Below are 26,761 nucleotides of genomic sequence, written 5' to 3' on the forward strand. Positions count from 1 at the left end.
GGACGTCACGGCGCTTAGGATCTGCTCATGTCGTACCAGAACATCGCCGTCGTCTCCGGGGCGTCCAGCGGCATCGGGGCCGCCACCGCCCGGCACCTGGCCGCCGCGGGCTACCACGTGCACGCCCTCGCCCGCCGCACCGACCGGGTCGAGGCCCTCGCCAAGGAGATCAACGGCACCGCCGTGACCTGCGACGTCACCGACGACTACGCGGTCGCCTCCTACGCGGCCACGCTGGACCGGGTGGACCTGCTGGTCAACAACGCGGGCGGCGCGGTCGGCGCGGACACCGTCGCCAACTCCAGCGTCGCCGACTGGCAGGCGATGTACGACGTGAACGTGCTGGGCACCCTCCGCCTGACCAAGGCCCTGCTCCCCGCCCTGATCGCCTCCGGCGCGGGCACCGTGGTCACCATCAGCTCCACCGCAGGCCTGATCGTGTACGAGGGCGGCGGCGGCTACGCCGCAGCCAAACACGCCCAGACCGCCCTGGTCGAGACCCTCCGCCTCGAACTCTGCGGCGACCCCGTCCGCGTCGTCGAGATCGACCCCGGCATGGTCAAGACCGACGAGTTCGCCCTCAACCGCTTCGCCGGCGACGCCGCCCGCGCCGCCTCCGTCTACGCGGGCGTCGACAAGCCCCTCACCGCCGACGACATCGCCGCCTGCGTCACCTGGTGCGCCACCCTCCCCCACCACATCAACATCGACCGCCTCGTGGTCCGCCCCCTCGCCCAGGCCGCCCAACACAAGGTCCACCGCGTAGGGGCCTAGGCCCGGCCTCTCGGGTTGATCATGAACTTATGGCACGGTTCGACGGCGTGTCGCCGCCATAACTTCATGATCAACACGGGGAGGGGAGGCAGGTGAAGCCGCAGGGGGAGATCACCAGAGGGACCACCAATCCGAATCGGCTGCGCCGGGTGGATCGGTGGATCGCCTGGTGGTGTGCTCGCGCGCTGGCCGGCGCCGCCGATCCGCTGGTGGTGGACCTGGGTTACGGGGCCACACCGATCACGGCGGTCGAGTTGCGGGCGCGGCTGGGGCGGGTGCGCCCGGACGTGCGGGTCACCGGGCTGGAGATCGATCCGGTGCGGGTCGCGGCGGCGCAGGCCGCCGCGGACCCGCCGGGCCTGACCTTCGCGCGGGGCGGCTTCGAGCTGGCCGGCCTGCGGCCCGTCGTGGTCCGGGCCTTCAACGTGCTGCGGCAGTACGACGAGAGCGCCGTCCCCGCCGCCTGGACCACGATGACCGGCAACCTGGCCCCGGGCGGCTGGCTCATCGAGGGCACCTGCGACGAGCTGGGCCGCCTCGGCAGCTGGGCGGCCCTGCCCGCCGGCGCGTCCACCCCGGCCACACTGACCCTGGCGGCGAAACTCTCCACCCTGGAGTCCCCGGCCACCTTCGCCGAGCGGCTGCCCAAGGCGCTGATCCACCGCAACGTGCCGGGCGAGCCGGTGTACGACCTGCTGCGCACGCTCGACGAGGCCTGGCGGCACGCTGCGCCGCTGGCCGTCTTCGGCCCCCGTCAACGCTGGCAGGACGCGATCTCCCGCCTCAAAGCAGCCGGCTGGCCGGTGCTCGACCGTCCCGCCCGCTGGCGCCTCGGCGAGGTGACCCTCGCCTGGCCCGCTCCCGCAGTTTCGGGGAAAGTGCAGGAATCCCACCGCGGGTAGGGCCACTTTCCCCGAAACTGCGGAACGGGCAGCGCGAAGCGGATGATCCCTTAGGGGCGGGCTGGTCGTTACGTCCGATATGAACCTTATCGGGGAGTTTTCGGCGTTGGTGGCGCACGGGCAGCAGCTGACCGTGCGGGCCAGTCCGCCGCTGTTCTGGGGGGTCGGGCTGCTGGTGCTGGGGGTTGTCCTGCTGGTGGCCGCGTTCGTGCTGGCGCGACGGTCCGCCGAGTGAACCGGGGCGACCTGATCCGCCTCGCCGTGCTGCTCGTCGTGTGCGGAGGTCTCGGCTGGCTCGCGGGCGGCCTGCGCCGCCCGCACCGCTGAACCCGGCCCGCGCACCGCTTGAAGCGGCACGCGCGTCGGTCCGGACACCTGTCGGGGCCTCCGGGTCAGAACTCGCAGCCGACCAGGACCGGCTCCGGGCGCAGCGTGACCCCCAGCCGGTCGTGGACCGCATCACGGATCTCCGCGGCCAGTTCCAGCAGCTCGCCGGTGGTGCCGCCGCCGCGGTGCGTCAGCGCGAGCAGGTGCTTGGACGAGATCGCGGCTGCGCCGTGGGCGTAGCCGGGAGTGAAGCCGGCCTGCTCGATCAGCCACGCCGCGCTCACCTTCATCACCCCGTCCGCGCCCGGCCACGCCGGCGGCTCCGCGCCGTCGAGCCGCCGGCACAGCTCCGCGTACGCCGCGGCGCTCAGCACCGGGTTGGTGAAGAACGAGCCCACCGAGCTGGTGTCGGGGTCGCCCGGGTCGAGCACCATGCCCTTGCTCCGGCGCAGCTCCAGCACCTGCTCGCGGACCTGCGCCAGCGGCGCCCGGTCATGCGGCCCGGTGCCGAGCGCGCGGGCCAGCTCGGCGTGCCCCACCGGGCCGGACAGCGGGTCGCGGCGCAGCCGGAACGTCACGTCGAGCACGATCCAGCGGTCGGTGTACTTGAACACGCTGTTGCGGTACTCGAAGCGGCAGTCGGCCGGGCTGAACACGGCGACCTCGCCCTCGGTGCGGTCGTACACCGTCACCGACTCGATGGTCTGCGACACGTCCTGCCCGTACGCGCCGATGTTCTGGATCGGGGAGCCGCCGGTGGCGCCCGGGATGCCGGACAGGCACTCGACGCCGGCCAGCCCGTCGTCGACGGTCCGGGCGACGAAGTCGTCCCACGGGTGACCCGCGGCGACGCGTACCGACACCTCGTCACCGTGCTCGCCGACCACCTCGACCCCGGAGGACCGGATCAGCAGCACGGCGCCGGGGAATCCGACGTCGCCGATGACGACGTTGCTGCCCCCGCCGAGGACCAGCAGCGGCTCGCCGGTACGGGAGGCGGAGTGCGCGGCCGACACGATGTCGTCCGCGGACTCGGCCGTGACCAGCCGTCCGGCCGGGCCTCCCAGCCCTAGGGTGGTCAGGTCGGCGAGCGCGTGGCGGGCGGGACTATTGTCAGACACGTCACCACACTAGTGCCGCCACTGATCCCGAATGACCAGGTGGGGAAGACGCGATGAGGACGAGGCCATGAGAGCTCACGGCAGCAAGGAACTGTGGCTGGACTCGCTGCGCGCCGACGCGGCCGCGTTCCGGGCCGTCGCCGGCGAGGCCGAACTGACCGCGATCGTGCCCACGTGTCCGGACTGGACCGTGCTGAACCTCGTGCACCACCTGGGCGGGGTGTACCGGTGGGTGCGCAGCTTCGCCAGCCGCGGCATCACCAGCGCGCCCGACCCGGCGTCCCGGCGGCACGACTACCCGGGCGCGGACGAGACGCTGACCTGGTTCGACGAGGAGTGCAAGAGCCTGCTGGAGCTGCTCGACGCGCTCGACCCGCACATGCCGGCCTGGAACTGGGCCCCGCAGGCGAAGACCGCCGACTTCTGGCACCGCCGGATGGCGCACGAGACCGCTGTGCACCGCTGGGACATGCAGATGTCGCAGGGCATGGCGGAGCCGCTCGACGACCGGCTGGCCGTCGACGGCATCACCGAGGTGCTGGACAGCTGGCTGCCCGCGGGCCGCCGCAAGGGCCCCACCGACCGGTACGGCGTCGTGCAGCTCACCGCGCCCGAGGAGGGCCAGGAGTGGTTCGTCCGGCTGCGCGGGGAGGGCATCGCCCTGCTCGACACCGACACCCTGCTCGACGCCGACGGCCCGGACACCCGGGTGCACGCGGCCGGCCCGGCCAGTGACCTGATGCTCGCCCTGTGGGGCCGGATCGGTTTCGACACGCTCGAGGTGAGCGGCGACGAGTCGCTGCTGACCTGCCTGCGTACCGGCTGAGCGGCGGCGTCGATGCCCCGGCCGACCCTCGAACAGGTCGCGCAGCGGGCCGGGGTGTCCCGGGCTACCGTGTCGCGCGTCGTCAACGACTCCCCCACCGTCGCCGAGTCCATCCGCACCGCGGTGCGCCGGGCCATCGACGAGCTGGGGTACGTGCCCAACCAGGCCGCACGCAGCCTGGTCACCCAGCGCACCGACTCGTACGCGCTGATCCTGCCGGAGAGCCCGTCCCGGGTGTTCTCCGACGACCAGTTCTTCCCCGGCATCATCCGCGGCGTCAGCCAGGAGCTCGACTCCGCGGACAAGCAGCTGGTGCTGATGGTGGCGGGCTCGCAGGCCAGCCACGACCGCATCGAGCGGTACGCGCTGGCCCGGCACATCGACGGCGTGCTGATCGCCTCGATGCACGGCGCCGACCCGCTGCCCGGCACGCTGGCCCGGATGGGCATCCCGGTGCTGTGCGGCGGCCGCCCGCTCGGCCAGACCGGGGTGCCCTACGTCGAGGTCGACAACGTCAACGGCGGCCGGATGGCGGTGCGCCACCTGCTGGAGACCGGGCGCACCCGGATCGCCACCATCGCCGGCCCGCAGGACATGGTGGCCGGCATCGACCGGCTCACCGGATACCGCGAGGAGCTGCGCGGCAGCGACCGCCGCTCGATCGTGGCCGTCGGCGACTTCACCCGCGACTCCGGCGCGGTGGCCATGCGCCAGCTCCTGGAGGACGACCCCGACCTGGACGCCGTCTTCGTCGCCTCGGACCTGATGGCCCACGGCGCGCTCCAGGCCCTGCAGGCCGCGGGCCGCCGCGTGCCCGACGACGTCGCCGTGATCGGCTTCGACGACATCGCCCTGGCCCGCTACACCGAACCCCCGCTGAGCACGGTCCGCCAGCCCATCGTCGGCCAGGGCCGCGAAATGGCCCGCCAGCTCCTGCGCCTGGCCGCCGGCGAATCCATCGCCGACAGCGTCATCCTCCCCACGGAACTCGTCATCCGCGGCACCACCTGACCGAGCGAAGGAAGGGCACCTTCTTAACGCTATGCGTTGTAGAAGGTGCCCTTGTTAACGCTGCATGTGTCGTGACCAGGCCGAACACGGCGGGCTCGCCGGGTCGGGTCTGGCCGGCGGGACGAGGCAGCCCGCTGCGCTCCGGTCAGCGGAGGGTCACGGTGGCCAGGACCGGGAAGTGGTCGCTGGCGGTGACCTGGTCGAGGACGGCGAAGTCGGTGAAGGCGACCTGTGGGGATCCGAAGACCCAGTCCACCCGGTTGGTGGGCCGGTCGGTCGGCGAGGTCCAGGCCGCGCCGTGACCGGTGGCGTCCTGCGCCGACACCCAGCCCGCGCCCGTGAACGAGCGCTGCTCGGGCCAGCTCGGCCAGAAGTTGAAGTCCCCGGCGATCAGCGTCGGCGCGGCCGGGTCGACCTGCGCCAGCAGGCTGTCGATCTGCGCCAGCCGGGTCGGCGTGTTCGGCTTGCGGTGGGTCAGGTGCGCGGTGACCACGTCGAGGCTGCGGCCATCGTGCAGGGTCAGTGTCGCCTTCAGATACGACCGCCACATCGGCCCCTGCCCGTACGGCAGCAGCCCGGTGCGCACCGAGCCGACCGGCAGCCGGGTCAGCAGCAGGTTGCCGAACTGCCCGTCCGCGGCCGGCGACCAGGTGAACGGCATACCCAGCTCACGGGACAGGTACTCGGCCACGTCCACCCCGCCGCCGATGGCCCAGCCCCGGCTGACCTCCTGCAGCACCACCACATCCGGGTCGGCGGCCCGGATCGCCGCGGCGAGCTGCTGCGGGTTCGCCTGGCCGGACGCGTCGTCCCGGCCGTACTTGACGTTCCAGCTCAGCACCCGCAGCTCGGTGGTGCTCGCGAGGACGGGCTCGGCGGTAGGCCGGGTCGCGTGCATCAGCGCCGGGACCACCAGGGCGAGCGCGACTACCCCGGTGACCAGGGCGGGCCGTGCCACGAGCGGGCGCAGTTCCACCCGCCAGCCGCCCGGGTGGAAGGGCCGCCGCCCCATCCCGGCGAGCCCGACGGCGACCGCGAGCGCGATCAGCAGCCACCGGTTGTCGAACGGCAGCGGCATGTCGTAGTGCACCTGGAACAGCAGCACGGGCAGCACCCAGACCAGCCCGTACGCCCAGTCGCCGCGATTGCCGGGGGCCGCGGCCGCCCGTGCGACGGCGACCGCCGCGGACAGCTGCGTCAGCGCGATGCCGAGCAGCACCCACGGGCCCGCGCCCCACCAGGCCAGGGCGAGGCCGCCGACCATCCCGGCGAGCGCCGCCGAGCCCGCGATCCAGTGGTCGGGCTCCGGGATCGCGTTCGTGCCGCCGTGCAGCGTCAGCCGGCGCACCAGCTCGATCGCGACCAGCAGCACCCCGATCAGGACGGCCAGGCACAGCTGCAGCGCGACCCCTGACTGCGACGCGGCGAACGCGGCGTTGCCCAGCGTCGTCGTCCACAGCGCGAGGTACCCGCCCAGCGCCCAGGTGCGCCCGTTGGCCGCGGGTGCCACCTCGGGCGCACGCGGCAGGACCAGCAGCGCCAGCGCCGCCAGCACCATGGCCGGCACCAGCAGCCCGGTGAGGTCGCCGCGGTGCCACAGCCCGTCCCAGGTCACCGAGAACGACCGCGCGGCCAGGTCGAGCACCCCACCGGCCAGCAGCCCGACCGTCACCGTCACCGGATCACCGAACCGGCGCACCGCCCCGGCCAGCGCGACCAGCCCCAGCACCGCCCCGAGCGCCACCACGACCAGCGTCGGCTCCAGATAAGGCGCACCCCCGCCGATCCGCACCACCGCCAGCACCCCCACGGTCACCGCGAGGAAGGGCGCCTTCCTGACGCCATGGGTGGAGGAAGGGCCCCTTCTTAACGCCAGCAGCAGGCCGGGCAGGGCGAATACGGCCAGTGCGACGAGGGCGGCGTTGACGATGCCGATCGGCCCGGCCAGCTGGTCCAGCAGCGGCCCACAGGCACGCAGCGACTCTGCGGTGACGGCGAACAGCAGCGCGACGACCGCCACCCGCCGCCAGGAGGCGGCACGCGCTGCGCCAGCGGAGACGGTCCCGCCGGCGCCTTGGCGGAGTCCGGCTCCGGCAGGCCGGCGAGCCCGTTCGGCGTCGACGGTCCCGCTCGCGCCTTGGCGGAGACCGGCCTCGGCCGACTCGGCGTCAGCGGAGGCGACACCGCCGGACGGGAGGCGCTCGGGTGTGAGGCTGCCGGACGGTGCTGCGCCGGGGGCGGGGTGGCTGGGCATGGGCTCTACCTGTCGATCGGGAGGCCGAGGGAGCGGCGGGCGAGCAGGGTGCCGCCGGCGACCGCGGCGGGCATGATCAGCACCGCGCCGAACGGGATCAGGAAGCAGCAGAACACCGCGACGCCGAAGCCCAGCGCGCTCGCCCGGTGCCTGCGCAGCGCCACCCGGCGGTCCGGCAGCCGCAGGCCGCGGCGGTTGAAGGCGACCGCGACGAGTTCCAGCGCCAGGAACCAGCCGCCCACGAACGCGCCGATCACCGGGATCACCGTCTGCCCGACCACGGGGATGAAACCACCGGCGAACAGCGGGATCGCGATCATCAGAGACACCGCCAGCAGCCGCAGCGCATCGAAGATGCTGCGGCGCAGCTCCTGGTGCCACGGCAGATCGACCGCATCGGGTACGCCGCCGAAGTCCTCCTCGACCGCAGCCCCGATCGCCTCGTAGAACGGGTCGCCGATCAGCAGCGTCACCGCGGTGAACGACACCACCGCGAAGAGCCCGCTGACACCCACCAGGGCGATCCCGGCCAGCAGCCGCACCGAAGAGCGCAGGTCTTCGGACCAGTCGTCGGCGAACCAGGTGACGGTGCCCGACAGCCCGTCAAGGTTGTAGAACAGCAGCGTGAACAGCCCTGCGAACAGCAGCAGGCTGAGCACCGCCGGGATCAGCCCCAGCAGGATCAGCTTCGGGCTGCGCACGTAGCGCCCGATGCCCCGCAGGAGCAGACGTACGCCGATGAAGAACTCTGAGACCGCTCGACCTGCCACGAACGGGGAGCCTAGCTCCCCGGTCAACCGTTCAAGAAGCCGGAAACCCGTTCCCGCAGGTCAACGCGTTCGTGCCAGAGCACCGACGGGCGGTTGTAGATGTGCAGGGTCGCGTCCGGCAGCACGGCTGCCAACTCCTCGGCGACCGAGGCCGGGTGCAGGTCGTCGCCGATGCAGCCGATGACCAGCACCTGGGCGCTGACGTCCCGGAGCAGGTTCACGTCCGGCACCGGCACCTGGTCGGGCAGGGTGAGCAGGCCGCTGCTCAGACCGGTGTTCATCAGCGTGTTGAGGCGCTGGCGCACGTACGCCCAGCCGGACGCGCCGTTGCGCGCCGACGGCGGGATCTCCTCGACCACCGCGTTGGCGACGGCCGGCAGGTCACCGCTGTTGATCGCCTCCAGCAGGTTGACCAGCCGGCGGCGGGCCGCCTCGGGCCGCGGCCGGTCGAGCACCGCGGGCAGGAACAGCACCACCTTCTCGAACCGGTCCGGGGTCTCGGCCAGCAGCCGGCACAGCGCGCCCGCGCCCAGGCTCACCCCGAGGGCCCGGGTGGCGCCCGTCATGTCGGCGATCGCGCGCAGGTCGCGGGCCAGGTCGCCGTAGTCCCAGGAGCCGCGCGGCGAGCTGGACTCGCCGTGGCCGCGGAACTGGAAGAACACCCGCTTGCCGGTGACGGCGCTGCCGAGCGGCCGGGTCTCGGCGATGCCGTGGCCGAGCCCGTGCGCGAAGACGGTGACCGGCTCGCCGACGCCGGTGCTGAGCCGCTCCAGCTGTACGCCGTGCGGGGTGTCGACGATCTCGGTGGGCAGCGCGGGCGGGGCCGGGCGGCCCGTGTTCGGGGCGGAGTTGCGCGGCTTGCCGAGGCGTCGGGGGAATCCGTCCGGCGGGGGCGGCCAGCGCAGATCGTTGATCACCAGGTCACCAGGGTCCCTCGGCGGCCTCGCGCAGGCCGCGGCGCACGTCCAGCAGGTAGTACGCGGCGAGGCCGGCGCCGATGTACGCGAAGATGCCGAAGCCCGCGAAGGCGGTCAGCAGGACCAGCAGGCCCATCACGAGCATCCAGCCGACCTTGGGCATGGTGCCGATCGCGGGGAACGCCTCCTTGCGCCGGATCACGCAGTCCCCGAAGGCCCAGAGCAGGACCCCGAGGATCAAAATCCACAGGATGATGTTGATCCAGCTCTGGATGACGAACGCAGCAGGCATGGCTCACAGCTTAGAACCATCGAGCCCGGCATCCCAGCGGTGACGACGCCGGATACGTCTCGTCGCGGCGTGCCGACCGGTCGATCGGCTCACCGCGACGAGATCGGTTGTCACTTCGAGGCGCGCGGCGGCTTCTTCGCGGCGGGCTTGGCGGCCGGGGGCACGTCCTCGGACGGCTTGTCCCCGGACTTGGCCTCAGCCTTGGTCTCAGCCTTGGTCTCCGCCGTGTGGGCGGAGGCGGTCTCGGTCTTCGGCTCGAAGCCCGGCGTCGCGGGCTCCGTGAACGCCTGCTCGCCGCGGGCGACCAGGGCGTCGTAGAGCTTCGTGGCCTTCTCCGCCGCGGTCTGCGTGCCGGCGACGATGCTGTCGCGGATCTGCGCGGCGTCGACCTTCGAGGTGAACTCGGCGGCCTTGCTGGTGGCGAAGGCGCCGTACTCGTTGGCCTTGGCCTTCCACTGCGGCACGTCGGTCTTGGCGGCCTGGTCGGCGAACTCCGCGGCCTTGTCGCGCAGCTTGTCGGCCAGCTCGGGCAGCTTGCGCAGCTGCTCGTACGCCATGTCGCCGACGCCCGCCGCGGCGTAGAACGCGCTCGGGTAGGTGCGGTCGTCGGTCTTGTTCGACTTGCTCGACGTCTGGGTCATGGTCACTGTTCCTCCTGTGCCTGCTTACGCACGGCCTTCTTGACCGCCTTCTTGACCGCCGGCTTCTTCGCCGTGGCAACGGTCGGCTCCGCCGGGTCCGCCGCGGGGGCGGCCTGCGGGGTGGCGGCCTCTTCGGCGCGCGCGTTCTCGCGTACGAACGTCTCGTAGATCTGCGTGAGTGACTGTTTCTGCGCGACCGTCAGCAGCGGGTCGGCCGCGACGGCGGTCGGCACGCCCTGGTGGTCGTCAGAGCCGAGCAGCCCGGCCTTGAGGTACATGGCCGGGGTGGAGACCCGCAGCGCCGCAGCCAGCTGCGCCAGGACCTCAGCGGACGGCTTGCGCAGCCCGCGTTCGATCTGGCTGAGGTACGGATTGCTGATGTTGGCCTGCTCGGCCAGCTGCCGCAGGGAGATGCGGGCGTTCTCCCGCAAGTCCTTGATGAAGGCGCCGATGTCGGGACTCTGCACGTCCACCAAGCTACCCACGACTGCTAGCAACAGCAAGCATATTGCTAACTGCGCGCTAGCGACCTACGCCACGCCGCAAACCACCCCATCCCCGACCCACCCCAGCTCCCGGGCTCCCGCCCCCAGCTGGTTGATCATGAACTTATGGCACGGGTCACCGGCGTGTCCCCGCCACAACTTCATGATCACCTCTGCTCGCCCGCGAGCCGCTGGCGGTGATCGCTGTTTGTGGTCAGAAACTGCGGTCGGACCGCAGCTTCTGACCACAAACGGCGATCTTTCCGATGCCACGGGCCGGCCCAGCAGTCGATCATGAAGTTAGGGTGACGACACGCCGTCGAGCCGTGCCATAAGTTCATGATCAACGCGGCGCAACGCGGCGGCGCAGCGTGGCGCGGCGTGGCAGGGCACGGCGCGGCCCTGGTGTGGCCTGGCGTGGCGGAGGCTGGGTTACCAGAGGGGGTGGAGGGCGCCTACGCGGCGGCCGCCGCCGAGGAGGGCGGGTTCGGCGAGGACGGGGGCGTCGACGGGGACGCCGAGGCGGCGCAGGGCGGTGATCATGATGGGGCCGCGGGCGCGGGCGGCGCCGTCGTCGATCTTCACGGCCACCGCGCCCTTGCCGGGGACGGCAGCGGCCCAGACGCCCTCGGCACCGACCTTGCTGACCAGGCCGGGCACGGCTCGCATGAGCTGGGCGTCCTCGCGGTTGGTGCCGCTGACCAGCTCCGGGTATGCCCGCATGGCATCGGCGACCGAGCGCTCCAGTGACCCGGGCACACCCTCGGCGAGCCGCCGGAACGCGGTGGCCAGGCCGGTCAGCGACAGCGCGAGCACGGGCGCGCCGCAGCCGTCGACGCCCATCGCGGCCGCGGACTCGCCCGCGAACTCCTCGATGGTCTCGTTGAGGCCCTGCTGCAGCGGATGGTCGGGCTGGAAGTAGTCCTCCAGGCCCCAGCCGGCGGCACGGCAGGTGAGCAGCATCCCCGAGTGCTTGCCGGAGCAGTTCATGTAGACCCGCTGCGGGGTGCCCCCGCTGGCGATCTTCGCAGCGTCGTCCAGGGGCAGGTCGGGCGGGCAGCGCAGGGCGGCCTCGGTGAGCCCGCCACTGCGCAGCAGCGCGCGTACCCGGGCGACGTGGAAGTCCTCGCCGTAGTGGCTGGCGGCGACCAGGGCCAGGTCGGCCGGGTCGGCCAGGCGCAGCCCGGCCCGCAGCATGCCGATGGCCTGCATGGGCTTGTTGGAGGAGCGCGCGAAGATCGGCCCGGTGACGTCACCGGCGGACGCGACCGGGTGGCCGGCGGCGTCCAGGACGATCACCGACCCGCGGTGCCAGCCCTCGACGAAACCGCTGCGTTCCACCTCGACGAGCGGTACGCCGCCCTCGTAAACCTTGCCCATGGTAAGGAACGCTACCGGGGTTTCACATTTCAGCGCGGCGGGATCCCCAGGAGGTTGCGTGCCTCACCCGGCGTCAGCGGCGGGCGCTGCGCCAACCGGGCGAATGCGGACGCACGGGCGACCAGCTGGGCGTTGGACTCGACCGGCTGGCCCTTGGCGTAGGTGACCGTGTCCTCCATGCCGACCCGCAGGTGGCCGCCCGCGCCGAGCGCGGTGAGCAGCACCGGCAGGGTGAACCGGCCGATGCCGGTGGCGGAGAACGTGGTGCCCTCGGGCAGCTCGCGCAGGGCCTGCTGGCAGGCGACCAGGGCGGCGGCGGTGCCGGGCATGCCACCGGGCACGCCCATCACGAAGTCGACGTGCACGTGGCCGCCGGCGGGCAGGCCGTACTTGTCGAGCAGCCGCTGCAGCGCCCACAGCTGCCCCAGGTCGAAGATCTCGTACTCGGGCACGACGCCGCGTTCCTGCATCCGGGTGTGCAGGCCGACGATGAACTCCCAGCGGTTCATGAAGACGTCGTCGCCGAAGTTGACGGTGCCCATGGTGCAGCTGGCCATGTCCGGGCCGGCGTCGAGCACGGCCAGGCGGGCGGACTCCGGGTCGTGCACCGAGCCGCCGCTGGACAGCTGCACGATCAGGTCGGTGCTCGACCGCAGCGCGGCGACGGTCTCGCGCAGCCGGACGGGATCCAGGCTCGGCTTGGCCTCGTCGTCGCGGATGTGCACGTGGATCACGCTCGCGCCGACGGCCTCGCACTCCTTGGCGGTGGCGACCAGCTCGTCCAGCGTCACCGGCAGGGCGGGGACGTCAGCCTTGGCGGATTCCGCGCCGGTGGGCGCGACGGTGATCAGAGTCCCGTTCGTCATGGGCGCATCCTGTCATATTTCTAGTCAGGGTCGATAGCAGCCGTAGATTCTCCCGCGGTGAGGGGGGTGTCGCCGGAAATATTGCGCTTGATGACCGCAAGCGCGATCGGCCCGAGTTCCGCGTGGCGGGCCGCGGTGCCGACGAATCCGACGGTACGGCCATTCGCCGTGATCTCGGTGCCACGCGCCGGGAGTTCGTCGGTGAGGATGCCGTCGAGGTGCAGCAGGCGCAGCGCGCGGGGCGGCTTGCCGAGGTGGTGCACCCGGGCCACCGTCTCCTGGCCGCGGTAGCAGCCCTTCTCCAGGTGCACCGCGGCGGCGGTCAGGTCCACCTCCGACGGCAGCGTCCGGTGATCGGTGTCCACGCCCACCCGGGCCTGCTTCGCGGCGGCCCGCACCGCTTCGTACGCCCACAGCCCCGCGGGCGGCAGGTCCAGCGTGGCGAGCGTGGCCGATGCGCTCTCGGCGGGCAGCAGCAGATCCAGCACGGGCACGTCGCCGAGGGCGTGCCGGCGGACGAAACCGCCGCCGGGCAGCGGGGTCAGCGCGTACACCGTGGTCGGCCGCGGCGGCAGCGCGCCGGTGGCGAACTTGGGCCCCGGCACCTCCAGCACGTCCGGCTCGGCGGGCACGGCCACACCCAGTTTCGCGGCGGCGGCGAGCGCGCCGGGGCCGACCAGGCTGTGTACGACCAGGTCGGCGGGCTTGATCTCGACCTGGGTGAAGAAGCGCATCTTGGTCAGGAAGGCGACCAGGGCGTCGACGCTGCCCGGCTCGACGTCCACCCAGAGCGTGCCATCGAGCTCGGAGACCCACAGCTCGTGCTCGATGTGCCCGTTCGGGGACAGCACCAGCGTCCTGGTCCCCTGGCCGTCGGCGAGCGCGGTCAGGTGCTGCGAGGTGAGGTTGTGCAGGAAGCTCAGCCGCTCGGGGCCGGTCAGCGCCAGCACCCCGCGGTGCGAGCGGTCCACCAGCCCCGCCCCGGTAAGCAGCGTCCGCTGCTCGCGGTTCGGGTCGCCGTGGTGCGCCGCGACGGCGGCGTCGGCGGAGTCCGGGTCGAAATGACTTACCAGCACGGTCGTACCCATCACGCACAGCTCCCGCATAGTCCGAACAAGGCCACGTGCCCGATGTCCATCCGGAAGCCGCGCTGCGACAGCAGCCGCTCCGCGAGCGGGGCCAGCTCGCTCTGCTCCAGCTCGGTGACCGTGTCGCAGTTGCGGCACACCAGGTGCACGTGCTGCACGACCGCCGCGTCGTGGTACGTCGGCGCGCCGTGCGACAGGTGCACGTGGGTGACCAGCCCGAGTTCCTCCAGCAGCTCCAGGGTGCGGTACACGGTGGTGATGTTCACCCCGGAGGCCACCTCGCACACGGCGGCGTGCACCTGTTCCGGGGTCGCGTGGACGAGCTGGCGCACGGCGTCGAGCACCAGCTGCCGCTGGGGGGTGAGCCGCAGACCGCGATCCCGGAGGAGTTCGGCCAGCTCGGCGGAGCCTTGTTCGGGCATCGTCCGATCATAGTTCGGCACACCGGAGCGCCTCCGCCCGCGCACGGTGACCCCGAACGCACCGGTGGGAGGGCCGCGAGGACGGTCCGGGGGCCGCGTAGCATTCCGGCCGTGGTGCAGCCTGTTCTTGTGGTCCAGGGCCTTGGTGTGGTGCCGGCCGAAACTCCCGTGCTCCGGGCCGACGATCTCGGCGTGCTGCGCGGTGACGGGGTCTTCGAGACCATGCACGTGCGGCCCGACGGGCGCGGCGGCGTGCAGCCGTGGCTGATCGGCGAGCACCTGGCCCGGATGGCCCGCTCGGCCGCCCGGATGGAGCTGGCCCTGCCCGCCGAGTCCGTGCTGCGCGAGCTGGCCGCGCTGGCCTGCGCGCAGTGGCCGGCCGACGTCGAGGGCGCGCTGCGCCTGGTCTGCACCCGCGGCACGGAGGCGACGGCCGCCACCGGCGGCCCGGTCACCTGCTTCGCCACCGTGAACCCGATCGGTGCGGCGACCCTGGCCGCCCGCCGCGACGGCATCACCGTTACCACGATCTCGCTGGGCTACCCGGCCGATGCCCGCACCTCGGCGCCGTGGCTGCTGGGCGGCGTGAAGTCGCTGTCGTACGCCATCAACATGGCCTCGCAGCGCTGGGCACTCGCGCAGGGGGTGGACGACGCGCTGTGGGTCTCCGAGGACGGCTACGCGCTGGAGGGTCCGACCTCGACGCTGGTCTGGCTGACCGGCGGCACGCTGTGCACGGTGCCCGTGGAGACCACCGGCATCCTGCCCGGCACGACCGCCCGGCACCTGCTCGACACCGCCGGCGACCTCGGCTGGACCGCCGCGGAGCGCATGGTGACACCCGCCGAGCTGGCCGCCGTCGACGGCGTGTGGCTGCTGTCCAGCGTGCGCGGCGTCGCCGAGCTGCGGGCGATCGACGGCGCCGCCACGGCTCCGTCGGCGCACACCGAGAAGCTGCGCGCGTACCTGGGCTTCACGAACCTGGGTTACTGAACGATCCCTCAGGTGACGTAGCCTGCGGAGCATGACCTCGCAGGCGTATCTCATCGACGCGGTCCGCACCCCGTTCGGCCGCCACAAGGGCGGGCTGTCCGGCGTACGCACCGACGACCTCGCGGCCGCGCCCCTGGTCGCGCTGCTCAAGCGGCACCCCGAGCTGGACCCGGCGCTGATCGAGGACATCATCCTCGGTGACGCCAACGGCGCCGGCGAGGACAACCGCAACGTGGCCCGGATGGCGGCGCTGCTCGCGGGCCTGCCCGTGACGGTGCCGGGCGTGACCGTCAACCGGCTGTGCGCCGCCGGAGCCGAGGCCATCGTGCAGGCGTCCCGGGCGGTCCGGGCCGGGGACAGCGACCTGGTCGTCGCCGGTGGCGTGGAGAGCATGAGCCGGGCCCCGTTCGTGATGGCCAAGCCCGACAGCGCGTTCCCCGGCGAGGCGAAGCTGTGGAACACGCAGCTCGGCTGGCGCATGGTCAACCCGCTGATGCCCGACGACTGGACCGTGCCGCTGGGTGTGGCCGCCCAGCAGGTGGCGCAGGAGTTCGGCATCGGCCGCGAGGCGCAGGACGCCTGGGCGCTGCGCTCGCAGCAGCGCGCCGCCGCGGCCTGGGCGCAGGGCCGCTTCGACGACCGGGTGGTCGAGGTCGCCGGGGTGACCCGCGACGAGTCGGTCCGCCCCGACACGAGCGCCGCCGCGCTGGCCAAGCTGCGCCCCGCGTTCACCCCCGACGGCACGGTCACCGCGGGCAACTCCTCCCCCGTCAACGACGGGGCAGCCGCGACCCTGATCGGCTCGGCCGCCGCCGTCGAGCGCCTCGGCGTACAGCCGCTGGGCCGGATCGTGGCGAGCACCGTCGCGGGCGTGTCGCCGGAGCGCTTCTCGACCGGCCCGGTCCCCGCGATCCGGGCCCTGCTGGCCAAGGCGAAACTCGGCTTCGGCGACATCGCCGCCTGGGAGCTGAACGAGGCCTTCGCCGCGATGGTGCTCAGCTGCCTGCACGAGCTGCCGGAGATCGACCCCGAGCTGGTCAACGTCGACGGCGGCGCGATCGCGTACGGCCACCCGCTGGGCGCGTCCGCGCCCCGGGTCGTCATGGACCTGTGCCACACGCTGCGCCGCCAGGGCGGCGGCTACGGCATCGCGGCGGCCTGCATCGGCGTCGGCCAGGGACAGGCGGTGCTGGTCCATGTCGACTAACCCGTTCGACCTGCTGCCGCCCGAGCAGCGGGCCCGGTTCGAAGCGCTGGCCCGCGAGTTCGCCGAGTCAGGCCGGGAGCCCGCGACGCCCCGCGAGGCGTCCACCGTGGTGCTGATCCGCCCGGACCGCACGATCTTCCTGATCCGGCGGATGCGCGCGATGGCGTTCGGCGGCATGTGGGCGTTCCCCGGCGGCTCCCTGGAGGCCGGCGAGACCCCGGCCGACGCCGCGGTCCGCGAGATCGAGGAGGAGACCGGGGTGACCCTGCTGCCGGCCGCGCTGACGCCGTGGCACCGCTGGCTGACCCCGGTCTTCGAGCCGCGCCGCTTCGACACCTGGTTCTTCCTGGCCGCCATGCCCGACGGCCAGGACGCCGCCCTGCCCGAGTTCGAGGCCGACAAGGCCCGCTGGCTGACCCCCGAGGAAGCGATCACCGAGCACGAGTCCGGCGAACTGCCGATGCTCCCGCCCACCCTGGTCACCTTGCAAGAGCTTGCAGCGTACCCCTCAGTCGCGGACATGCTCACCACCCACCGCGACGTCACCACCCCCTACATGCCCACCCTCTGACCCGCCCCACCCACGCTCCCACCTGGCGCAACTCTTAAAGACTTGCGGCCTCAGGACTGTCCTGAGGCCGCAAGTCTTTAAGAGTTGTCGCAGGGCGGCGGGCCGGGCTGGTCAGCCGAAGCGGCCGGTGATGTAGTCCTCGGTGCGCTTGTCGGCCGGGTTGGTGAAGATGCGGCCGGTGTCGTTGAACTCGACCAGGCGGCCGTGGCGCACGCCGGCCTCGTCCAGCTCCGCGGTGAAGAACGCCGTGTGGTGGCTGACGCGGGCGGCCTGCTGCATGTTGTGGGTCACGATCACGATGGTGTACGTGCCCGCCAGGTCGTGCATCAGGTCCTCGATCTTGCCGGTGGCGATCGGGTCGAGTGCGGAGCACGGCTCGTCCATGAGGATCACCTCGGGCTTGACCGCGATGGCGCGCGCGATGCAGAGCCGCTGCTGCTGGCCGCCGGACAGGGCCAGGCCGCTGGTCTTCAGCTTGCCCTTGACCTCGTCCCACAGGGCCGCGCCGCGCAGCGCCTGCTCGACGCGGTCGTCCATGTTGTCCTTGATGCCGTTGATCTTCAGGCCGTAGGCCACGTTCTCGTAGATGGACTTCGGGAACGGGTTCGGCTTCTGGAAGACCATGCCGATGCGGCGGCGCACCTGGATCGGGTCGACGTCCGCGGCGTACAGGTCCTGGCCGTGGAACGTGATTTTGCCGGCCACCCGGGCACCCGCCACCAGGTCGTTCATCCGGTTGAGCGAGCGCAGCACGGTGCTCTTGCCGCAGCCTGACGGGCCGATGAGCGCGGTGATCTGGTGCTCGCGGACCGCCATGGTGGTGCCCCGTACGGCTTCGTAGTTGCCGTAGAAGACGCTGACATTCTCCAGCTGCATCACCGGCGTTGCGGACGCGACGGGCATGGCGGGCACGGCTCCCGGAAGAAGGGTGGACAGGGTGAAGTCGCTGCTCATGGTGGTCATCCTCAACGTTCCTTGATCGCGAAGCGGCTGGAGATCATGCGGGCCGCGACGGTGAACAGGAGCACGATCACCATCAGCGTGAGTGCCGCGCCCCAGGCACGGTCCTGTGCCGCCGGGAACGGCTCGCCGGCGTTCTTGAAGATCTGGGCGGCCAGGGTGGTGTTGGCCCCGTCCAGGCTCCAGTTCGAGGAGAAGATCGTGCCGGCCACCAGCACGACCGGCGCGGTCTCGCCCGCGGCCCGCGCGATGGCCAGCATCACGCCGCTGACGATGCCGGAGATCGCCGCGGGCAGCACCACGGAGACGGTGGTCTTCCAGCGCCGGGCGCCGAGCGCGGCGCTGGCCTGGCGCAGCTCGTCCGGCACCAGGCGAAGCATCTCCTCGGAGCTGCGGATGATGACCGGGAGCATGAGGCAGCCCAGGGCGAGCGCGGCCGCGAAGCCGGACTGCTCCTTCACCACCAGCACGTACGAGACGTAGATGAACAGGCCCATGACGACCGAGGGCACGCCCGTCATGACGTCGGCCATGGTCCGGATGAGCCGGGCCAGCGCGTTCTGCTTGCCGTACTCGTTGAGGTAGATCGAGCCGAGCACCCCGAGCGGGATGGCCATGGCGGCCGCGGCACCGGTGATGACCAGCGTGCCGGCCACGGCGGGGCCCATGCCGCCACCGGCCCGGCGGGCCGAGTTGGGGATGTCCTCGATGAGGAAGTCCCAGCTGATCAGCGCGATGCCCCGGCTGGTCACGTGGAAGATCACCAGGCCCAGCGGGATGAGCGCGACCAGCAGCGCCAGCCCCATGAGCGACTTGCTGAAGCCGTCGGTCAGCCGGCGGCGCAGCGGCAGCGCGGAGCGGCGCAGGTCCGCCGGCACCGGGGCGGCGGCCGCCGCCGGACGAGTAGCAGTGGTGGTCATGGCTTCTCCTCGCTTCGCTCGTCGGCGCCGCTGCCGGGCGTCATGATTCGCTCGCTGAGCCCGCTCATGCCGCAGCTCCCCTCATCCGGATCTCCGCCCGGCGTACGACGAAGCGGGCGACCAGGTTGACCAGCACCGTGATGACGAACAGCACCACACCCATGCCGATCAGGGCCGAGGTGAACACCCCGGTGGACTCGCCCCACTGGTCGACGATGATGGCCGGCAGCGCGTAGCCGCTCTCGAAGAGGTTCGCGGTGATCTGCACCGAGCTGCCGATGACCAGGGCGACCGCGATGGTCTCGCCCATCGCGCGGCCGAGGCCGAGGATGACCGCGCCGACCACGCCCCCGAAGCTGTGCGGCAGCACCGCGCCCTTGATCATCTCCCAGCGGGTGGCGCCGAGCGCCCAGGCTGCCTGCTTGTCGGAGTCGGGCACGGTCGCGAAGACCTCGCGGGCGATCGACGTGATGATCGGGACGATCATGATGGCGAGGATCAGGCCCGCGGTCATGAAGGTGCGCCCGCTGCTGCGCGGCTCGCCGAACAGCGACCCGAGCACCGGAATGCCGCCCAGCACGTCGTGCAGCCAGGTGTACACCGGACCGAGGGCCGGCGCCACGACCAGGATTCCCCAGAGGCCGAAAACCACCGACGGCACGGCGGCCAGCAGGTCGATGAGCGTGACGATGGCGGTGCGGATGCGGCGCGGCGCCAGCTCGGTCAGGAAGAGCGCGATGCCGACCGAGACGGGGACCGCGACGATCACGGCGATGGCGGAGACGACCAGCGTGCCGTAGAGGAAGGCCAGCGTGCCGTAGACCGGCTTGCCCGGGCCGTCGCCGTCGGGGTCGTTGGGGATCCAGGTCGAGCTGGTGAAGAAGTCGGCGGAGAAGGCCGGATACGCCTGCTTCACCATGGTGATCAGGATCAACGCCAGGATCACCAGCACCGCGAAGCCCGCGGAAACGCACAAGGCCCAGAAGAGACGGTCGGCGTGCCTGCCGCGGTCTTTCCGGGTCAGCTGAGCGGATTTGTCTAGGATTGTCATCTCTACTCCGAGGGGTGGCCTGGCGAGGCCGGTGCGGCGGATCCGGGAGGGAGCCGCCGCACCGGGGTGGAGCTCAGGTCAGATCAGCTTCAGCTGACCTTGTCCAGCTGGGCGAGCGCCTTGGCCTGCAGCTCGGTCGGCAGCACCGCGTAGTTCACCTCGGCGGCGATGGCCTTGCCGTCGGTCAGCACGTACTTGACGAAAGCCTTGACCAGCTCGGCCTTCTTCGGGTCGCCGTACTTCGGCTTGACCAGCAGGTAGGTCGGCGCGGTGATCGGGTACGTGGCCGCACCGGCCGCGTTCAGCGGGTTGAAGGTCAGGTCGTCCTTGACCTCGGCGCCGGCGAGCGCCGCGGTGGCACCCTCCAGCGTCGGGAGCACGTACTGCCCGTCCTTGTTCTTGATCGCGGCGAACGCCAGGCCGGAGTCCTTGGCGTCGCTCAGGTCGACGTAGCCGATACCGCCGTCAGCGGCCTTGATCAGCTGCGCCACACCGGTGTTCTTGGCGCCGGCCTGGGTGTCGGCCGGCCACGCGACGGTGTCGCCGCTGCCCAGCTTCCACGCGTCGGCCGCGGCGGCGGCCAGGTACTTGGTGAAGTTGTTGGTGGTGCCCGAGCCGTCCGAGCGGTGCGCCACGGAGATGGCGGTGGCCGGCAGGGTCACGCCCGGGTTGTCCGCGACGATCTCCGGCGCGTTCCAGGTCTTGATCTCACGCTGGAAGATCTTGGCCAGGGTGACCGGGCTCAGCTGCAGCTTGTCGACACCCTTGAGGTTGTACGACACGGTGATCGGCGCGGCGACGGTCGGGATGTAGAGGTAGGAGCCGGCGGCCACGCCGTCGGTGTCCTTGACCGTGCTGTCGGTGCCGGCGAAGTCGACCAGGCCGGAGCCGTACTCCTTCTTGCCCGCACCCGAGCCGATCGAGTTGTAGGTCACCTTGAAGTTCGGAGCGGCATCCTTCAGGGAGAGGATGACCTCCTGGTAGTAGGTGTTCGGGAAGCTCGCGCCCGACGCCTTCAGTTCACCGGAAAGGGAAGCCAGGCCGCTGGCGTCAGCGCTGGCGGAGGGGTCCGTGGTGGTGTCGCCCTTCGAGGAACAACCGGCAAGAGCAAGCGCAGCGATCGCGACGCCCGCAAGCACGCGCCGAGAGAGCACGGTTCGGTTCACTTCAGGGGTGCCTTCCTAGTCAGGGATAACGGCCGTCGCCGGCCTGACCCCGACATTGCACGGCCGAGGTAGACGGATATCCCGTCTCAGGTGAACGCAGGGTGAACAGGCAAAACAGGACCGGTGACGGCTCCATCAGCAAGGCGTGGCCGGGAAGTGAACGCGGTCACACCGCCCCGTCCAGGTCTGCCAGCGACAGCCCGCCATCGGTGGCCACCGTCCCGACCAGGGCGAGGCTGCCGTCCCGTACGTCCCACACCAGCACCCGCTGGTTCACCCCGGGCGTCGCGCCCGACCCGCCGGCGCAGCACAGCAGCACGCGCCGCCGGTCCAGCCAGCCCAGCAGCGTCACCCCGCCGGTCATCTCGGCGTCGGCCGCCAGCATCCGCAGCACCCTGGCCGAGCCGGGTTCGAGCACGGCCACGGCGACCCCGGCCCGCCAGTCGGCCCGCACCGGCAGCCCCATCGGCTCGCACAGGCGCGCGACCAGCCCGCCCACGCCCACGACCGCGAAACCCGGGCCCATGAACTGCCCCAACCGCCCGGCACCGGGTCCGCTGACCGCGACGGTGCCCTCGCTGTGGTCGCGGCCGTCGAACTCCCAGGTGCGCACCCGCGGCGGCGCCGTGATCGGGTCCCCGGCCGAGAGCAGCTCCAGCACCGAGGACGGAGCATCCTGACCGTTCTGGCGGCGCGGCGCGATCGCGTCGCGTGCCCCCACCGGCACCGGCAGCAGCCGCCCGGTGTCGACCTCAAGAAGCTTGTCGACGCCGAGCAGCAGGTGTCGCGGCCCGAGCCAGATGGTCACGGGCGACTCCGGCCCGACGTCGTGGCGGCGGGCCCGGCCCGTGGCCATCTCGATCACCCACAGCTCGTCGGACGTCACCACCGCCGCCCGCGAACCGTCCGGGGCCAGCGCCCCCGCGGACAGCAGCGCGGCGGCCTCCGCCGGGAGCCTGTCGACCCTGCGCCACTCGCCGTCCGCGCCCAGCACCACCAGCGGGCCCTCGCCGCCGCCCGTGACGGCGGCGTCGAGCACGGCGAGCACCCGCGGCGTCGGCTGCCGGCTCAGTACCGGCAGCCTGCCCGGGTCACCGGGTGCGAGGTCCCGCGGCAGCTTCGCGACCAGGGCCGTCCGGAGCGTGAGTTGTCGCGCCACCGGAGGCACCTCGTCCACTCCGTCCAGCACGGCCGGACCGGTGGGCAGGGCGGGCAGCGGTTGCAGGCCCTCCTCGCGACCGGTGGTCAGCGCCCGGATCCCTGCCGCGCCGAGGGCGACCGCGCCGACCGCGCCCGCGATCAGCAACCGGCGGCGGGTGGTGGCCCGGCCGCGCCGCCACAGCGCGGCCGCCTCCTGCTCGACGCTCACCGGCGGGGCGTGCCCGGCACGGCGCGACGGCGGCGTGCGGTCCAGTTCCAGCCGCACCCGGTGCGGGGGCGCGGCGTCGGCGACCTCCCGGGCGAAGAGCCGTTGCAGCAGCCGATCCGCGGCCGCGCCGGGCGGGGCGTGGTGCTCCGCGTCGTTGCCGCGCAGCCGCGACCAGCGCATGGCGACCAGGCCGAGCAGGTCCCGGGCCAGCGCGGCGGCCTGCGGCCCGTCTCCGGTGAGCTGCCTGGCGGCGTGCTCCAGCGGCGGCAGCCGGCGGGCCACCCAGTCGGTGAAGTCGGCGGGGGCGGCGGCCTGCCTGCTCGCCTCGTCCCGCTGCGACAGCACGTCGGGCGGCTCCTGCTCGAACACGCCGCCTCCTGACCGCCCGCATCACCGCGTCGCTCGCCGTGTCGTGGCCGCAGCCTCGCGCGGGGGCACGAGGCCGAAGGACCCACGGGCCGGAGACCCGCACCCTTAGATGGTGATGGATCTCACAGGATTGCGGAAGAGGTCGTTCAGGCGCGCTGGAAGAGCACGTCGGTGGACCAGCGCGCGAAGCCCAGCCGCTGGTAGAGCGCGGTCGCCGCGGTGTTGGACTCATCGACGTACAGCATCACCTGGTCCAGGCCCTGAGCCCGCAGGTGGCGCAGCCCGGCGGCGGTCAGCGCGCGGCCCAGGCCGGAGCCGTGCGCGGACGGGTCGACCCCGAGCACGTACACCTCGCCGATCGGGTCGTGGTGGTGTGCGTCCTCGGCGTCACGGCGCAGCTCACCGTGCACCTTGGTCCAGTGGAAACCGGCCAGCGCGCCGTCGCGCTCGGCGAGCAGGAAGCCCGCCGGGTCGAACCACGGCTCGGCCATCCGCACGTGCAGGTCGCGCAGGGTCCACCGGCCCTGCTCCGGGTGGTCGGCGAAGGCGCGCGCGTTGAGCGCCAGCCAGGCCTCGTCGTCCGCACCCGGCCGGAACGGGCGCAGCACCACGCCCGCGGGCAGGTCGGGCTGGGGCACCTCGGCGAACAGCGAGCGCCTCATCTGCCACAGCACCCGGGCCCGGCGGAAGCCCAGTGACAGCGCCAGCGCGCCGGCCGACGGGTGGTCGCCGTGGGCCCACAGCCGCAGCCGGCCGGCCGGGTCGGCTTCGGCCGCCGCGTCGATGGCGGCCTTGACCAGGGCCCGGCCCAGGCCGTGGCGGCGGCGCAGCGGATGCACGACCAGCTCCGCGGAGGGCCCGTCGACCGCGTCCGTGGTGTCCACGTGGGCGTAGCCGGCCAGTTCGCCGTCGGGCGTGCGGGCGATGACGTGCACCGCCGGGGCTTCGCCACCGTGCCGCAGGTGCAGCACCGTGTGCTCGGACAGCGGGTATGCGCCGTCGGTGTCCCCCGCCGCGCGTGCCAGCTCGACAACGGCGGAGACCTCGTCCGGTGTGAGCCGGTCGCGCCGCTCGGCATACCCGATCATGGCGTCAGCGTAGCCGGGAGTCGTGAAATCGCCGCCGCGGTCGCGCCGTGAGACGGAACATGCCCGCGGCGGGAGCCACGGGCATGTCGCGTCGAAGAGCTTTCGGGTCAGATCGTGGGCAGGTCCGCGAGCAGTTGCTCGGTGGCGGCGTCCAGCGGGTCGCGGTCGGCCAGCTGCTGGCGCGAGGACGGCACCACGAACTTGTAGCCGACCTGGCGCACGGTGCCGATCATGGCTTCGTACTCGGAGCCGAGTTTGGCGCGCAGCCGCCGCACGTGCACGTCGACGGTGCGGGTGCCGCCGAAGTAGTCGTAGCCCCACACCTCGCGCAGCAGCTGGTCGCGGGTGAAGACCCGGCCCGGGTGCTGCGCCAGGAACTTCAGCAGCTCGAACTCCTTGTAGGTGAGGTCGAGCGGGCGTCCCTTGAGCTTCGCCGCATAGGTGTCGGGGTCGATGGTCAGCTCGCCGCCGCGGATGAGGCCGCCGGCGGCGGCGGTCGCGGAGTTGAGGCGGCCCACGGCCATGCGCAGCCGGGCCTCGACCTCGGCAGGGCCGGCGGAGGCCAGGATGACGTCGTCGACGCCCCAGTCGGCGTTGATCGCGACCAGGCCCGCCTCGGTGACCACGGCGATCAGCGGCACGCCGATGCCGGTCGCGTGCAGCATCCGGCAGGTGGCACGGGCCTCGGACAGTTCAGAGCGCGCATCGACCAGCACGGCGTCCGGGCTGGGGGTCGACACCAGGGTGCGCACGTCGCGGGGCGCGGTGCGCACGGTGTGCGGGAGCAGGTCGAGCGCGGGAAGCACGGCGGATGGTTCACCGGCGCGTGCGGTCACCAGGAGCAGAATTTCCACGGATCGCCTCCGTCCTCGCGGCAAAGGGCCGCGCGAGCAGCACATGGGGGGCGTGGCTGGCCTCACGTCGGTCCCGGCGTCGCTGACGGGCGGGTAAAGCATGAGCATAGTCGAGTACATAAGAAATACCAGGAGGCCATGTCTTTGTCACTCACCGCGCGTGATCGAAGGCAATTGTTTCGGTCATCTTTCGCGCGTGTTTCGGACGCCGCGCCCAGCTCGGGAAGGTTCCCACCCCGGTGAGGTGCGCTCTGGGGGGTAGAGGTGGCACGATCGTTGCGTGCTCGGTTCCCCTCCCGACGACAGCGTCCGTAATCGCAGGTCATCCGGCCCCCAGTTCGACGGGCCGCACCGGCCCGGCCCTGGCCCGGCCGGCCGTGGCCCTGCGCCCGTTCCCGTGCCCGCGAGCCGCGGCGCGGCCGAACGGGGTGCCGAACCGGGCCCGCGTTCCCGGCGCGACGAGGCGGTGAAGAGCAAGGACCGGCGGCGCGCCCGCGGCGGCGACGAACCCGAGCCCGAGAGCGAGGACGGCCCCGCGGTCGAGATCGTCCCCGTGCGCCGGCTGCTGTCGGCGGCCGTGGCCGGCTTCGCGCTGCTGCTCGGCGTGGGCCTGGTGATGGGCGCGCAGACCGCCGGCGTGGGCACCGGCCGCATCCCGTACGCCGTGGTGATCCTCGGCGCGCAGCTGCTCTACGTCTTCGCCACCACCATGGCGATCCGCCCGCCCGGGGCGAAGGTCGTCGCCACGGTCGGCGTGCTGGCGGCGATCAGCGCCGACCTCGCGGCGATCCTGAGCGACGTCGCCTCGGTGGCCCCGCTCGGCCTCATCGCGGCGGGCGGCCTGGTCGCGGGCGCGGTCGGGCAGATGGTGCGCTACGAGGGACGCGTTCGCGTCTCCGAGTCGCTCGGCTCGACGGTGGTCATCGTGCTCGGTGTGGTCTCGTTCGCCACATTGATTGTTTTGACTCGCCTCCCGGCGGGCACACAGGCCATTGTGGTCTGCCTCATCGCCAGCGGCATCGCCTTGAGCGTCGCCCGGCTCACCGACGTCTTCGCGCCGTACCCGCGCCTGGCCGACCAGGTCCCGCGCGGCTCGGCGGGCATCGTGATCGGCGCGATGCTCGGCACCGGCGTGGCCGCCCTCATCGGCCGCTACCTGGTGCCGTTCACGCCCAGCGATGCCGCGTTGATCGGCATGGCGGCGGCCGGGGCGGCCGTGCTGGCCGACCTCACCATCGGCTTCGCCGAGGCGGGGCGGGAACTGGCCGGCGAGGCGCCGACCATGTGGCTGGCCCGGCACATGCAGGGCCCGCTGGCCGGCTTCGCGCTGGCAGCCCCGGTCGCATACGTGATCAGCGTGTTCTTCCTGGTGCCCGCATGAGGAAGTTCCTCACGATCACCGCGGTCGTGCTCGTCGTGCTCGGGGTGCTGGTCGTGGTCGGCGACCGGGTCGGCGCGCACTACGCGGAACGTGAGATCGCCGCCCGGGTCTCCGCGCGGATGCAGGACCAGGGAGTCACCTCGACCCCGCCCGAGGTGGAGATCCAGGGCTTCCCGTTCCTGACCCAGGTCGCGGCCGGCAAGTACACCGAGATCGACATCACCATGCGCGACCTGAAGGGCGGCCAGCTGCCCCTGCCGCTGCTGAACGTGGCGGCGCACAACGTCGAGGCGCCGCTGTCGCAGCTCATGGACGGCACCGCCCGGCCGGTGGCGGCGCGGGTGAACGGCGACGCCACGGTGTCCTACGCCAGCCTGGTCGAGGCCAGCGGCCTGACCGGGATCTCGCTGACCTCGGCCGGCTCCAACGACGTGCGGGTCACCGGCAAGGTGCCGATCATCGGCGAGGTCACCGGCACCGCCGAGGTCACCGTCGTGGACGGCAGCCACGTGCGGCTGCGCGTGACCTCGCTCAAGGGCGCCGCCGGCTCGGTCAGCCAAACGATCATCAATGCCTACAAGGACCGGCTCGCGGTGACCCTGACCCTGCCGAAGCTGCCGTTCAACCTCGAACTGACCGATGTCCAGACGGAGTCGACCGGCCTCATCGTCTCCTTCACCGCCAAGGACGTCGAGCTGGCCTGACGGCCGCGTGGATCACCATCTGCACTCCCGGATGGTGATCCACCGTTCCCGG

General features: G+C 72.3%; 28 protein-coding genes. 10 read left to right on the forward strand and 18 right to left on the reverse strand.

Annotated features, from left to right (window positions below):
• Positions 1-27 precede the first annotated feature (27 nt).
• The 3 genes from F6W97_RS38330 to F6W97_RS41330 all read left to right on the forward strand — a co-directional run bounded on the left by F6W97_RS38330 (position 28) and on the right by F6W97_RS41330 (position 1,911).
• Positions 28-774 (forward strand): SDR family NAD(P)-dependent oxidoreductase, encoded by a 747-nt coding sequence (locus F6W97_RS38330; RefSeq protein ID WP_155375504.1) that lies wholly within the window; start codon positions 28-30, stop codon positions 772-774.
• Between the two features lie 92 nt (positions 775-866).
• Complete coding sequence (locus tag F6W97_RS38335; RefSeq protein WP_155375505.1) at positions 867-1,676, forward strand: class I SAM-dependent methyltransferase; 810 nt, start codon at positions 867-869, stop codon at positions 1,674-1,676.
• Between the two features lie 106 nt (positions 1,677-1,782).
• Positions 1,783-1,911 carry a hypothetical protein gene (locus F6W97_RS41330; protein ID WP_269059731.1) on the forward strand — a complete coding sequence of 43 codons (129 nt, stop codon included), beginning with the start codon at positions 1,783-1,785 and terminating at the stop codon, positions 1,909-1,911.
• 157 nt (positions 1,912-2,068) lie between these two features.
• Here the strand turns inward: F6W97_RS41330 and F6W97_RS38340 are convergent, their stop codons facing one another.
• Positions 2,069-3,124 carry a UDP-N-acetylmuramate dehydrogenase gene (locus F6W97_RS38340; protein WP_155375506.1) on the reverse strand — a complete coding sequence of 352 codons (1,056 nt, stop codon included), beginning with the start codon at positions 3,122-3,124 and terminating at the stop codon, positions 2,069-2,071.
• Positions 3,125-3,191: 67 nt separating this feature from the next.
• On the opposite strand from F6W97_RS38340, the gene F6W97_RS38345 reads away from it, so the two are divergent.
• The gene (locus F6W97_RS38345) at positions 3,192-3,950 is read left to right on the forward strand and encodes a maleylpyruvate isomerase family mycothiol-dependent enzyme (protein ID WP_155375507.1); all 759 of its coding nucleotides are present in this window, start codon (positions 3,192-3,194) and stop codon (positions 3,948-3,950) included.
• Positions 3,951-3,962: 12 nt separating this feature from the next.
• Positions 3,963-4,961: a LacI family DNA-binding transcriptional regulator gene (locus tag F6W97_RS38350; RefSeq protein ID WP_155375508.1), complete on the forward strand. Its 999-nt coding sequence runs from the start codon at positions 3,963-3,965 to the stop codon at positions 4,959-4,961.
• 145 nt (positions 4,962-5,106) lie between these two features.
• Here F6W97_RS38350 and F6W97_RS38355 read toward each other — a convergent pair whose 3' ends face one another.
• The 10 genes from F6W97_RS38355 to F6W97_RS38400 all read right to left on the reverse strand — a co-directional run bounded on the left by F6W97_RS38355 (position 5,107) and on the right by F6W97_RS38400 (position 14,076).
• Positions 5,107-7,215, reverse strand: a complete 2,109-nt coding sequence (locus F6W97_RS38355; protein ID WP_155375509.1) for an endonuclease/exonuclease/phosphatase family protein — start codon at positions 7,213-7,215, stop codon at positions 5,107-5,109.
• Between the two features lie 5 nt (positions 7,216-7,220).
• A complete protein-coding gene (locus F6W97_RS38360) occupies positions 7,221-7,985 on the reverse strand; it encodes an EI24 domain-containing protein (protein WP_155375510.1) in 765 nt (254 codons plus the stop codon).
• 23 nt (positions 7,986-8,008) lie between these two features.
• Positions 8,009-8,899: an alpha/beta fold hydrolase gene (locus F6W97_RS38365; RefSeq protein ID WP_155375579.1), complete on the reverse strand. Its 891-nt coding sequence runs from the start codon at positions 8,897-8,899 to the stop codon at positions 8,009-8,011.
• A 7-nt stretch (positions 8,900-8,906) separates the two neighbouring features.
• The gene (locus tag F6W97_RS38370) at positions 8,907-9,194 is read right to left on the reverse strand and encodes a DUF2516 family protein (protein ID WP_155375511.1); all 288 of its coding nucleotides are present in this window, start codon (positions 9,192-9,194) and stop codon (positions 8,907-8,909) included.
• Between the two features lie 110 nt (positions 9,195-9,304).
• Positions 9,305-9,835, reverse strand: coding sequence for a hypothetical protein (locus F6W97_RS38375; RefSeq protein ID WP_155375512.1), 531 nt, complete (start codon positions 9,833-9,835; stop codon positions 9,305-9,307).
• A gap of 2 nt (positions 9,836-9,837) precedes the next feature.
• Positions 9,838-10,311 carry a helix-turn-helix domain-containing protein gene (locus F6W97_RS38380; protein WP_407924647.1) on the reverse strand — a complete coding sequence of 158 codons (474 nt, stop codon included), beginning with the start codon at positions 10,309-10,311 and terminating at the stop codon, positions 9,838-9,840.
• A gap of 441 nt (positions 10,312-10,752) precedes the next feature.
• Positions 10,753-11,700, reverse strand: a complete 948-nt coding sequence (locus F6W97_RS38385) for an asparaginase (RefSeq protein WP_155375514.1) — start codon at positions 11,698-11,700, stop codon at positions 10,753-10,755.
• A 29-nt stretch (positions 11,701-11,729) separates the two neighbouring features.
• Positions 11,730-12,566: a beta-keto acid cleavage family enzyme gene (locus F6W97_RS38390; RefSeq protein WP_155375515.1), complete on the reverse strand. Its 837-nt coding sequence runs from the start codon at positions 12,564-12,566 to the stop codon at positions 11,730-11,732.
• A 20-nt stretch (positions 12,567-12,586) separates the two neighbouring features.
• Complete coding sequence (gene ygfZ, locus F6W97_RS38395) at positions 12,587-13,654, reverse strand: CAF17-like 4Fe-4S cluster assembly/insertion protein YgfZ (protein ID WP_230687326.1); 1,068 nt, start codon at positions 13,652-13,654, stop codon at positions 12,587-12,589.
• Positions 13,654-14,076, reverse strand: a complete 423-nt coding sequence (locus F6W97_RS38400) for a Fur family transcriptional regulator (RefSeq protein ID WP_144127817.1) — start codon at positions 14,074-14,076, stop codon at positions 13,654-13,656. Before F6W97_RS38400 ends, ygfZ begins: the two co-directional genes overlap by 1 nt.
• A gap of 111 nt (positions 14,077-14,187) precedes the next feature.
• Between F6W97_RS38400 and F6W97_RS38405 the strand changes: the two genes are divergently transcribed.
• From F6W97_RS38405 to F6W97_RS38415, 3 genes are read left to right on the forward strand one after another with little or no spacing between them, the layout of a single operon-like run.
• The gene (locus tag F6W97_RS38405) at positions 14,188-15,069 is read left to right on the forward strand and encodes an aminotransferase class IV (RefSeq protein ID WP_230687327.1); all 882 of its coding nucleotides are present in this window, start codon (positions 14,188-14,190) and stop codon (positions 15,067-15,069) included.
• 31 nt (positions 15,070-15,100) lie between these two features.
• Positions 15,101-16,276, forward strand: a complete 1,176-nt coding sequence (locus tag F6W97_RS38410) for a thiolase family protein (RefSeq protein WP_155375517.1) — start codon at positions 15,101-15,103, stop codon at positions 16,274-16,276.
• Positions 16,266-16,847 (forward strand): NUDIX hydrolase, encoded by a 582-nt coding sequence (locus tag F6W97_RS38415; protein WP_155375518.1) that lies wholly within the window; start codon positions 16,266-16,268, stop codon positions 16,845-16,847. The genes F6W97_RS38410 and F6W97_RS38415 overlap by 11 nt, the downstream gene beginning before the upstream one ends.
• Before the next feature lie 111 nt (positions 16,848-16,958).
• Here F6W97_RS38415 and pstB read toward each other — a convergent pair whose 3' ends face one another.
• The 7 genes from pstB to F6W97_RS38450 all read right to left on the reverse strand — a co-directional run bounded on the left by pstB (position 16,959) and on the right by F6W97_RS38450 (position 24,669).
• Positions 16,959-17,750, reverse strand: a complete 792-nt coding sequence (gene pstB, locus F6W97_RS38420; RefSeq protein WP_230687334.1) for a phosphate ABC transporter ATP-binding protein PstB — start codon at positions 17,748-17,750, stop codon at positions 16,959-16,961.
• 62 nt (positions 17,751-17,812) lie between these two features.
• On the reverse strand, positions 17,813-18,727 hold the full coding sequence (pstA, locus tag F6W97_RS38425) for a phosphate ABC transporter permease PstA (RefSeq protein WP_155375520.1): 915 nt from the start codon (positions 18,725-18,727) through the stop codon (positions 17,813-17,815).
• 64 nt (positions 18,728-18,791) lie between these two features.
• The gene (gene pstC / locus F6W97_RS38430) at positions 18,792-19,778 is read right to left on the reverse strand and encodes a phosphate ABC transporter permease subunit PstC (RefSeq protein ID WP_155375521.1); all 987 of its coding nucleotides are present in this window, start codon (positions 19,776-19,778) and stop codon (positions 18,792-18,794) included.
• Between the two features lie 89 nt (positions 19,779-19,867).
• Positions 19,868-20,932, reverse strand: coding sequence for a phosphate ABC transporter substrate-binding protein PstS (gene pstS, locus F6W97_RS38435; RefSeq protein ID WP_230687329.1), 1,065 nt, complete (start codon positions 20,930-20,932; stop codon positions 19,868-19,870).
• 178 nt (positions 20,933-21,110) lie between these two features.
• Entirely contained in the window at positions 21,111-22,682 is a 1,572-nt protein-coding gene (locus tag F6W97_RS38440) for a hypothetical protein (RefSeq protein ID WP_155375523.1), read from the reverse strand.
• 146 nt (positions 22,683-22,828) lie between these two features.
• On the reverse strand, positions 22,829-23,770 hold the full coding sequence (gene mshD, locus F6W97_RS38445) for a mycothiol synthase (protein WP_155375524.1): 942 nt from the start codon (positions 23,768-23,770) through the stop codon (positions 22,829-22,831).
• A gap of 107 nt (positions 23,771-23,877) precedes the next feature.
• Entirely contained in the window at positions 23,878-24,669 is a 792-nt protein-coding gene (locus F6W97_RS38450) for a winged helix-turn-helix transcriptional regulator (RefSeq protein ID WP_196279524.1), read from the reverse strand.
• A gap of 352 nt (positions 24,670-25,021) precedes the next feature.
• On the opposite strand from F6W97_RS38450, the gene F6W97_RS38455 reads away from it, so the two are divergent.
• Positions 25,022-26,005: a hypothetical protein gene (locus tag F6W97_RS38455; protein ID WP_407924644.1), complete on the forward strand. Its 984-nt coding sequence runs from the start codon at positions 25,022-25,024 to the stop codon at positions 26,003-26,005.
• Complete coding sequence (locus tag F6W97_RS38460) at positions 26,002-26,709, forward strand: LmeA family phospholipid-binding protein (protein WP_155375527.1); 708 nt, start codon at positions 26,002-26,004, stop codon at positions 26,707-26,709. The genes F6W97_RS38455 and F6W97_RS38460 overlap by 4 nt, the downstream gene beginning before the upstream one ends.
• The last annotated feature ends 52 nt before the right edge of the window (positions 26,710-26,761 follow it).

The sequence above is a fragment of the Catellatospora vulcania genome, from assembly GCF_009720385.1.
Taxonomy (GTDB): Bacteria; Actinomycetota; Actinomycetes; order Mycobacteriales; family Micromonosporaceae; genus Catellatospora; species Catellatospora vulcania.

Excerpts from the sequence above, each read along its gene's own strand:
- F6W97_RS38330 (WP_155375504.1), top strand. The coding sequence starts at position 28 with ATGTCGTACCAGAACATCGCCGTCGTCTCCGGGGCGTCCAGCGGCATC.
- F6W97_RS38345 (WP_155375507.1), top strand. The coding sequence starts at position 3,192 with ATGAGAGCTCACGGCAGCAAGGAACTGTGGCTGGACTCGCTGCGCGCC.
- F6W97_RS38350 (WP_155375508.1), top strand. The coding sequence starts at position 3,963 with ATGCCCCGGCCGACCCTCGAACAGGTCGCGCAGCGGGCCGGGGTGTCC.
- F6W97_RS38355 (WP_155375509.1), bottom strand. The coding sequence starts at position 7,215 with ATGCCCAGCCACCCCGCCCCCGGCGCAGCACCGTCCGGCAGCCTCACA.
- F6W97_RS38370 (WP_155375511.1), bottom strand. The coding sequence starts at position 9,194 with ATGCCTGCTGCGTTCGTCATCCAGAGCTGGATCAACATCATCCTGTGG.
- F6W97_RS38375 (WP_155375512.1), bottom strand. The coding sequence starts at position 9,835 with ATGACCCAGACGTCGAGCAAGTCGAACAAGACCGACGACCGCACCTAC.
- F6W97_RS38385 (WP_155375514.1), bottom strand. The coding sequence starts at position 11,700 with ATGGGCAAGGTTTACGAGGGCGGCGTACCGCTCGTCGAGGTGGAACGC.
- F6W97_RS38390 (WP_155375515.1), bottom strand. The coding sequence starts at position 12,566 with ATGACGAACGGGACTCTGATCACCGTCGCGCCCACCGGCGCGGAATCC.
- ygfZ (WP_230687326.1), bottom strand. The coding sequence starts at position 13,654 with ATGGGTACGACCGTGCTGGTAAGTCATTTCGACCCGGACTCCGCCGAC.
- F6W97_RS38400 (WP_144127817.1), bottom strand. The coding sequence starts at position 14,076 with ATGCCCGAACAAGGCTCCGCCGAGCTGGCCGAACTCCTCCGGGATCGC.
- F6W97_RS38410 (WP_155375517.1), top strand. The coding sequence starts at position 15,101 with ATGACCTCGCAGGCGTATCTCATCGACGCGGTCCGCACCCCGTTCGGC.
- F6W97_RS38415 (WP_155375518.1), top strand. The coding sequence starts at position 16,266 with ATGTCGACTAACCCGTTCGACCTGCTGCCGCCCGAGCAGCGGGCCCGG.
- pstB (WP_230687334.1), bottom strand. The coding sequence starts at position 17,750 with ATGCCCGTCGCGTCCGCAACGCCGGTGATGCAGCTGGAGAATGTCAGC.
- pstA (WP_155375520.1), bottom strand. The coding sequence starts at position 18,727 with ATGACCACCACTGCTACTCGTCCGGCGGCGGCCGCCGCCCCGGTGCCG.
- pstC (WP_155375521.1), bottom strand. The coding sequence starts at position 19,778 with ATGACAATCCTAGACAAATCCGCTCAGCTGACCCGGAAAGACCGCGGC.
- mshD (WP_155375524.1), bottom strand. The coding sequence starts at position 23,770 with ATGATCGGGTATGCCGAGCGGCGCGACCGGCTCACACCGGACGAGGTC.
- F6W97_RS38450 (WP_196279524.1), bottom strand. The coding sequence starts at position 24,669 with ATGTGCTGCTCGCGCGGCCCTTTGCCGCGAGGACGGAGGCGATCCGTG.
- F6W97_RS38460 (WP_155375527.1), top strand. The coding sequence starts at position 26,002 with ATGAGGAAGTTCCTCACGATCACCGCGGTCGTGCTCGTCGTGCTCGGG.